The organism is Lacisediminimonas sp. (assembly GCF_030645335.1).
In the GTDB taxonomy this organism is placed as follows: Bacteria; Pseudomonadota; Gammaproteobacteria; order Burkholderiales; family Burkholderiaceae_D; genus Lacisediminimonas.
The window spans coordinates 1-6,926 of sequence record NZ_JAUSNH010000159.1; the positions used below are offsets into that span (position 1 = coordinate 1).

Here is a 6,926-nt window from a genome sequence, read left to right on the forward strand (position 1 = left end):
CATCGAGGGCGCGCGACAACTCTTCCAGGTCGGCATTACTAAAGGTGCTTTGGGTTAGCAGGGCCTGAAATTCAGGATCTCGCCGAACCAAGATGTCGTATATGGCTGGATCTGGCTGGCAGGCCAGACGCAGTTGCCTGATGTACTTGAGAATAAACTGCTCATCGACTGCATCAAGCGGGGCCGCCAATGATCTCGGGTCTTGGCAGTTCGCGATCCAAAGAAATTTTTGTTCATCAGAACAAATAATTCCGTATTCTGCAAAGGCTCTTGCAACGGATTCTGCGGGCAGACCAGCAAGGTACAGGGAGGTGAATTGGGAAAGGTCTCCGCGCAGGCCGGGAAATTTCAAATGCAGCGCCTGTGCCAACCCCAGGATGGCACTCTGCGACGATAGACGATTCAGCGCATTTAACAGGTATTTTTGGTCCTTCAACTCTTTCGAAACGTAGGAAAAAAGCTTGTTCAATGTAATGGTGTCGTTGCGTCGTGCCGCTTTCACCACAGCAGCGCACTCGCCATGCCAATCCGCCGCGCCCAGCTTGGCGCCGGCCTTCATCAGGACTTCAATCAGAGCCAGGTCGCCATTTTCAGCGGCCATGCAAAGGGCAGTACGGCCTGCACCGTCGCAGCGGTTGACGAATTCCGGATCATTTTTTGCTGCCTTTTCGCAGAGTGTATTGATAAATTCGAGCGGCGCGCCGCACGTGATTGCCATGGTCAGTGCGTTCGCGCCGTAGGTGCTTACCTGGTGGACGTCCGCACCCCCGTTATTGATGACCTGTGTTTGTGTTGGACACTGGAGCGTGACCTGGACTGTGAACCCGAGAATGATGTCGTGCAGGTCTATTTTGTTGCTGTCTTGTTCGCCGGCGAACACCAGTTTGCTTATCGCGCGATTGCGAGAGCCAGCACCGCTTTGCAGCGGCAGGAAATTATTGGTGGGCAGCTCGCCCTGATCCACCAGATCGAGGGCGTATTCGTAATCGCCTCGGACGATGGCGTCATTCAATAGGGAAAGGCCAGCATTTTGCAACTGCAAGATCTGCTTGTATGAAACGGGGCGGCCTGCGGCAGGGTCACGTGCTGGTGAGCACCGGTTTTTGTAGGTCGGACAGGTCGTCGTCGTCATCGTCGTCGTGGTCCGCGTGGTATTGGTAGTGGTGGTGGTCGTAGTCGCGGCGCGCCCGGTTGTCATCGTTGTGCCGCTTACGATTTGCTGGCCGATGATAGCCATGGAAAAATGCGGCGTTGGTCGCGATTGTTGGCTGACGCTGGGTTGGGTGGTGCGTTGATCGGTCGACGCTTGCTGTGTCGTACCTTCTGTTGTGTGGCCCGGGTTCAGTTGGGCAGGATAGGGATTGTTGACGAGCCGTGGCGACGTACCTGGCGTATGCGTGGACATGAAACTCTCCGGTAAATGATGGAAGCTGCGGAATTTGTTTCCGCATTGAACTTCCAGCGCGCTTGGGTGCGGGCGCGCGGTGGGAAGTTCCAGTCACTAAGAAATGCCTTCCGCAAGGCTGCGTGGCTTGTGGTACACGCCCCGGCCGGATGGTTCCATGGTGGCAGGATTAATGGGCCGCGTTCAGCGAGCAGCGACGATATCGCTGAGCGGCAATACAGCGGGATGCTTGCAGGCCGTGTCCGGCATGACAGGAGCTCCTTGCGGGGAAGGCACGCCGGGTGCGCGCGTAGCGTACCGCCCGATCCGCTAAAAATGCTCGGCGTTCAAAACGATTGCCAAGTATAGGGTCGCAGGGCTTGCTGAACCTCAATCGGAAAAGTGAAAAGTTCTGCCAGGACATCCTGAGGCGGCACTGCACCCATTTCGATCAGAATCTGGATCGATTCGTAGGCATGGGCATGGATCGCGCTGCGAATCGGACAACATTGTGGCTGATAGCCCCGTCCTGGTTTGGTGCCATGGGGGCTGCACTCCACACCGCGTGAAATCAGTGCAAACAGACAGTCGGGCGAGTTCAATCGCGCCGCATGCATCAGCAGTCCGCCTTCGTTTGCGGTCAATACATCGTCTGGCAATTGCTCCAACAGAGCGAGGAATTGCGCTGCGTTAGCAGCGGCTGCGAGTGCGGCCAACATAGCGCCATGCGATCCCGTCCAGCGGCCGAAATCATCGTGCAGATATGAAGTCACCGCAGTCTGATGGGGCTGATCTTGATTGCTCACGCGGTTTGAGATGGCAAATATGCCCGCCCTGACCGAATCCGGCGTGCCGGGCATGGTCGGGTAACTGCTGCGAAAGACTTCATCATGACGGCCCCCATCTCGCACGGTCGGGGTCGAGGGATTGGGCGGTACCGCTGTCGTGCTGGTGGTGGTCTGCGTCGTTGTCGTTGTTGTCGTCATTGTCGCCGCGGTGGTCGTGGTCGTCGTCGTCGTCAAGGCGTCCCGGCTTCGATCGCTGGTGCATGTCTCGTGATCCTCGGCTTGATTCCACAATTCCGAGGACGGGACTGTCATTTCTTGCGCGATCATCCACGACTCCAGCCAGACCCGGCCTTCCTCGGGCCAGACTTCGATGGCATTGAGTACCATCGGACTCGGGATGGCGCCGAGATCGAGCAAAGCCGGTATCGATCCGAACGCGTTAAGGGAAAGTGCTCTTGTGAAGGGGCAGTGCTGGGGCAGATAGCCTTGCGGATTTTCGAACGAGAACGGCTGCAGGGAAACACCGCATGCGCTCAAGGCTGCTATCGGCGCCCTTTCGCCGAAGGCTGCGGCGCGCATCAGCAACTCGCTGCCGTGCTTGGTGATGAGTGTTTGCGGCGCTTTGTCGAGCAGGCGCACGAAGCTGGCCGCCGTTTTCTGTTCCAGCAAGTCGTCGAGTTCAATATCCATTCCGGTTGACTTGCGCTGCTGCTGCTGTGTCTGGCGCACGGCATAAGCCGGGCTCGTGGTTGCAGTCAGAACGGTGAATCTGCCTTCAGACGTCGTGGTGTTAGGCGCCACCGCAGACGCGGTCGGCGCGGATCCGAACGCAGTGATCTCGTTGCCAGTGTCTTGCTCGGCAGAAAAGGACAGTTTGCGGCGGGCCACCGACGGCGTGGTGACAACTGGCCTGGCAGACTGATTGTTGTCACCGTCGGGGTACTCGGTGCGAGGGGGCGAAGGTATTTTGCCTGGAGTGCCTGGAGTGCCTGGAGTGCCTGCATTGCCTGAAACCGGTGTGCTCATGTCAATACCTTTCGCTGAGTGTTGAATGGGGCGCAGATTCAGGTCGTCGTGATTGTGCTGCACGAACGGCCAGCCTGCGCTCGCATGAGTGAAGGGCCGGTGCATGAAGTTCCGGACAAGGTCGCCGCGGTCTGGCTAGATTTTCGCGCGCATGATTTTTCTCAATAGACCGGCATGCAGCCGAGCTTGTCACCATGCTCTTCAGGAAGGGGAGGGGGGACACACAGGCTGCTGCATGGGGCCCACGCTGAACCTGCATGACCTCGGTCTGGTCTGTCGGCCGGGTTTCGCGTCGGCTTTGTGCTGCCTGTCTGCTTGTGCGCGAGTGCGCAGTCAAGCGTATTTGCAGCAGGAAAAAAGAAGCATGCTCAAAGCAGCAGGTTCTCCATCGTTTTCCGGTAGATATTTTTCAGCGGTTCAATTTCAGCCAAGCCAATGTTCTCGTTGATTTTATGGATGCTGGCATTGGTCGGTCCGAATTCGATTACCTGCGGGCAGATGAGGGCGATAAAGCGGCCGTCCGAGGTGCCGCCGCTGGTGGACAATTCAGTTTCGACGCCGGTCTCGCTCCTGATCGCGCTGGAGAGCGCATCGCTCAGTTCACCGCGCGCAGTCAGGAACGGCATGCCGCTGATGGACCATTCCAGCTTGTAATCCAGGCCGTGCTGATCAAGGATGGCCCCGACCCGCTGCTGCAAACCCTCGACCGTGCTGGCAGTCGAAAAGCGGAAATTGAAATCGATGACGACTTCACCGGGAATGACGTTTGACGCGCCTGCGCCGCCATGGATGTTGGACATCTGCCATGACGTCGGCAGGTAATATTCATTGCCCTCGTCCCAGGTCTCGGCAACGAGTTGCGTCAGTGCCGGCACGGCAAGATGGATCGGATTTTTTGCCAGCTGCGGATAGGCGATATGACCTTGCACGCCATGCACCACCAGCCGGCCCGACATGCTGCCGCGCCGGCCGTTCTTGATCATGTCGCCCAGCTTGCTGACACTGGTTGGTTCACCGACGATGCAGTAGTCGAGCTTTTCGCCCCGGGCCCGCAGGCGATCGCACACGATCACGGTGCCGTCAGTGGCCGGACCTTCTTCATCGCTGGTGACCAGAAAGGCAATCGAGCCCTTGTGGCCGGGATGGGCGGCGACGAATTCCTCGCAGGCCACCACCATCGCCGCCAGCGATGTCTTCATGTCGGCCGCACCGCGCCCGTACAGGCGGCCGTCGCGCTGTGATGGCTGGAAGGGCGGCGTGGTCCATTGCTCCAGCGGTCCGGTCGGCACGACGTCGGTATGGCCGGCGAACACCAGGCAAGGCTGGGCCGTGCCGCGCCGCGCCCACAAATTGGTGACGCCACCGGATGCAATCGACTCGCACACAAAGCCCAGCGGCGCCAGCAGTTCGGCCATGCGTTGCTGGCAACCCTTGTCGTCCGGCGTGACGGAGGACAAGGCGATCAGTTCTTCAGTCAGTGCCAGCGTGCGGCTCATGCTTTGCTTTCGAAAATTTGTTGGTAGGCGTCGCTGGAAAAGCCGACGAATGCCTGGCCGTCCCGCACCAGCACCGGGCGCTTGATCACGGATGTGGACTCCAGCATCAGGGCAGTGGCGCTGGCGGCGTCCTGGACTGCGGCCTTGCGTGCATCGGGCAGCGCGCGCCAGGTCGTGCCCTTGCGGTTGACCAGTGCTTCCCAGCTGACCTGCTGCAGCCAGCCTTGCACGGTGCCGGCATCAAGGCCAGCTTTCTTGAAGTCGTGGAATTGATAGGCGATGGCGTTCTGGTCCAGCCAGGTGCGTGCTTTTTTAACGGTGTCGCAGTTCGGAATACCGTAGAGGATCAGGGGCATGGGTCGATCGGGGTCGGGACTGGAAATACGCAGGCTTATACGTTCAGGGTGAACTCGGTAAAGGTGGCCGAGTCATCCTTGGGCGGCGGTGCCGCCTCTTCCTTCTTCTGTTCAGTGGGCTGGTTGCTGAGCAACCAGTACAGATTGGTCGCGGAGTCGGCATTTGCCAGCGCCTCTTCCTGTGTTACCTGTCCATCGCGGATCAGGTGCAGCAGCGCCTGCTCGAATGTTTGCGAGCCGGGCGACAGGCTTTTTTCCATCGCTTCCTTGACCTGGCCCAGTTCGCCCTGTTCGATCAGTTCGGCGATGTGGCGGGTATTGAGCAGCACTTCGACCGCAGCGCGGCGGCCGCCGTCGATCGAGCGCACCAGGCGCTGCGACACGATCGCCTTCAGGGTCGCCGCCAGGTCGGGCAGCAGCGATTGCCGGGTTTCCAGCGGGAAGAAATTGATGATGCGGTTGAGCGCCTGATAGCTGTTGTTGGCATGCAGCGTGGCGACCACCAGGTGTCCCGACTGGGCATAGGCCATGGCCGCGCTCATCGTGTCCTTGTCGCGGATCTCGCCGATCAGGATGCAGTCCGGCGCCTGGCGCAGTGCGTTTTTCAAGGCGATCTGCAGGCTGGCGGCGTCGGTGCCGATTTCGCGCTGGTTGACGATCGATTTCTTGTTCACGAACAGGAATTCGACCGGGTCTTCCAGGGTCAGGATGTGGCCGGCCTTCAGGGTGTTGCGATGATCCAGCATGGCGGCGATGGTGGTCGATTTGCCGGATCCGGTAGAGCCGACCACCAGCAACAATCCGCGCTTTTCCATGATCAGCTCGCCGAGTATCTCGGGAACGCGCAAGTCTTCCAGCCGTGGCACCACGCTTGGTATATACCGGAACACGGCCGACGGCGTGCCGCGCTGGGTGAAGGCGGACAGCCGGAAGCTGCCAAGTCCTTCTACCGGTATGCCCATGTTGAGCTCGTTGTTACGCTCCAGTTCCTTGAGCCGGTCTTCAGAGACCACTTCGGCCAGCAGCGACAGGATGGCTGCCTTGTCCATCTTTTGCTGGTTGACCGGGATCATGTTGCCGTTGATCTTGACCTGTACCGGCGAATTGACGGACATGAACAGATCGGATGCCCCCTTGTCCTTCATCAGTTGAAACAGCCGTTCCATTGCCATGATCGTCTCCCGGTCGAATTGATGCCTTGTGATTCTGACCCGATTCGGGTGCTAGTCGCGCAGCAATTCGTTGATGCCGACCTTGGCGCGTGTCTTTGCGTCCACACGCTTGACGATTACGGCGCAGTACAGGCTGTATTTGCCATCAGCGGAGGGGAGATTGCCCGACACCACGACCGAACCCGCCGGAATGCGGCCATAGCTGATTTCGCCGGTGGCGCGGTCATAGATCTTGGTCGACTGGCCGAGGTACACGCCCATCGAGATCACGGAGTTTTCCTCGACGATCACGCCTTCTACCACTTCCGAACGGGCGCCAATGAAGCAGTTGTCTTCGATGATGGTGGGGTTGGCCTGCATCGGTTCGAGCACGCCACCGATGCCGACGCCGCCGGACAGGTGGACGTTCTTGCCGATCTGGGCGCAGGAACCGACGGTGGCCCAGGTGTCGACCATGGTGCCTTCGTCAACATAGGCGCCGATGTTGACGTAGGACGGCATCAATACGACGTTTTTGGCGATGAAGCAGCCGCGCCGGGCCACGGCTGGCGGCACCACGCGGTAGCCGCCGCGGGCGAAGTCGTCGGCGGTGAAGTTGGCGAACTTGGTCGGCACCTTGTCATAGAACTGCATGTGATCGCCGGTCGGCATCGCGATATTGTCTTCCAGCCGGAACGACAGCAGCACGGCCTTCTTGATCCACT

Annotated in this window: 6 protein-coding genes; all 6 read right to left on the reverse strand. The window is 59.4% G+C overall.

From position 1 onward, the window contains the following. The coding region (locus tag Q7T64_RS11075) for an ankyrin repeat domain-containing protein (RefSeq protein ID WP_304795479.1) at positions 1 to 1,405 on the reverse strand (1,405 nt) is incomplete at its 3' end. Positions 1,406 to 1,731: 326 nt separating this feature from the next. Next, a complete protein-coding gene (locus Q7T64_RS11080) occupies positions 1,732 to 3,303 on the reverse strand; it encodes a hypothetical protein (protein WP_304795482.1) in 1,572 nt (523 codons plus the stop codon). 263 nt (positions 3,304 to 3,566) lie between these two features. Then, complete coding sequence (gene dapE / locus Q7T64_RS11085) at positions 3,567 to 4,694, reverse strand: succinyl-diaminopimelate desuccinylase (protein WP_304795484.1); 1,128 nt, start codon at positions 4,692 to 4,694, stop codon at positions 3,567 to 3,569. Beyond that, on the reverse strand, positions 4,691 to 5,050 hold the full coding sequence (locus tag Q7T64_RS11090) for an ArsC family reductase (protein WP_304795486.1): 360 nt from the start codon (positions 5,048 to 5,050) through the stop codon (positions 4,691 to 4,693). The genes dapE and Q7T64_RS11090 overlap by 4 nt, the downstream gene beginning before the upstream one ends. Positions 5,051 to 5,085: 35 nt before the next feature. Beyond that, positions 5,086 to 6,222 carry a PilT/PilU family type 4a pilus ATPase gene (locus Q7T64_RS11095; protein ID WP_304795488.1) on the reverse strand — a complete coding sequence of 379 codons (1,137 nt, stop codon included), beginning with the start codon at positions 6,220 to 6,222 and terminating at the stop codon, positions 5,086 to 5,088. 51 nt (positions 6,223 to 6,273) lie between these two features. Further along, on the reverse strand, positions 6,274 to 6,926 hold a 653-nt coding region (dapD, locus tag Q7T64_RS11100; protein WP_304795490.1), incomplete at its 5' end, for a 2,3,4,5-tetrahydropyridine-2,6-dicarboxylate N-succinyltransferase.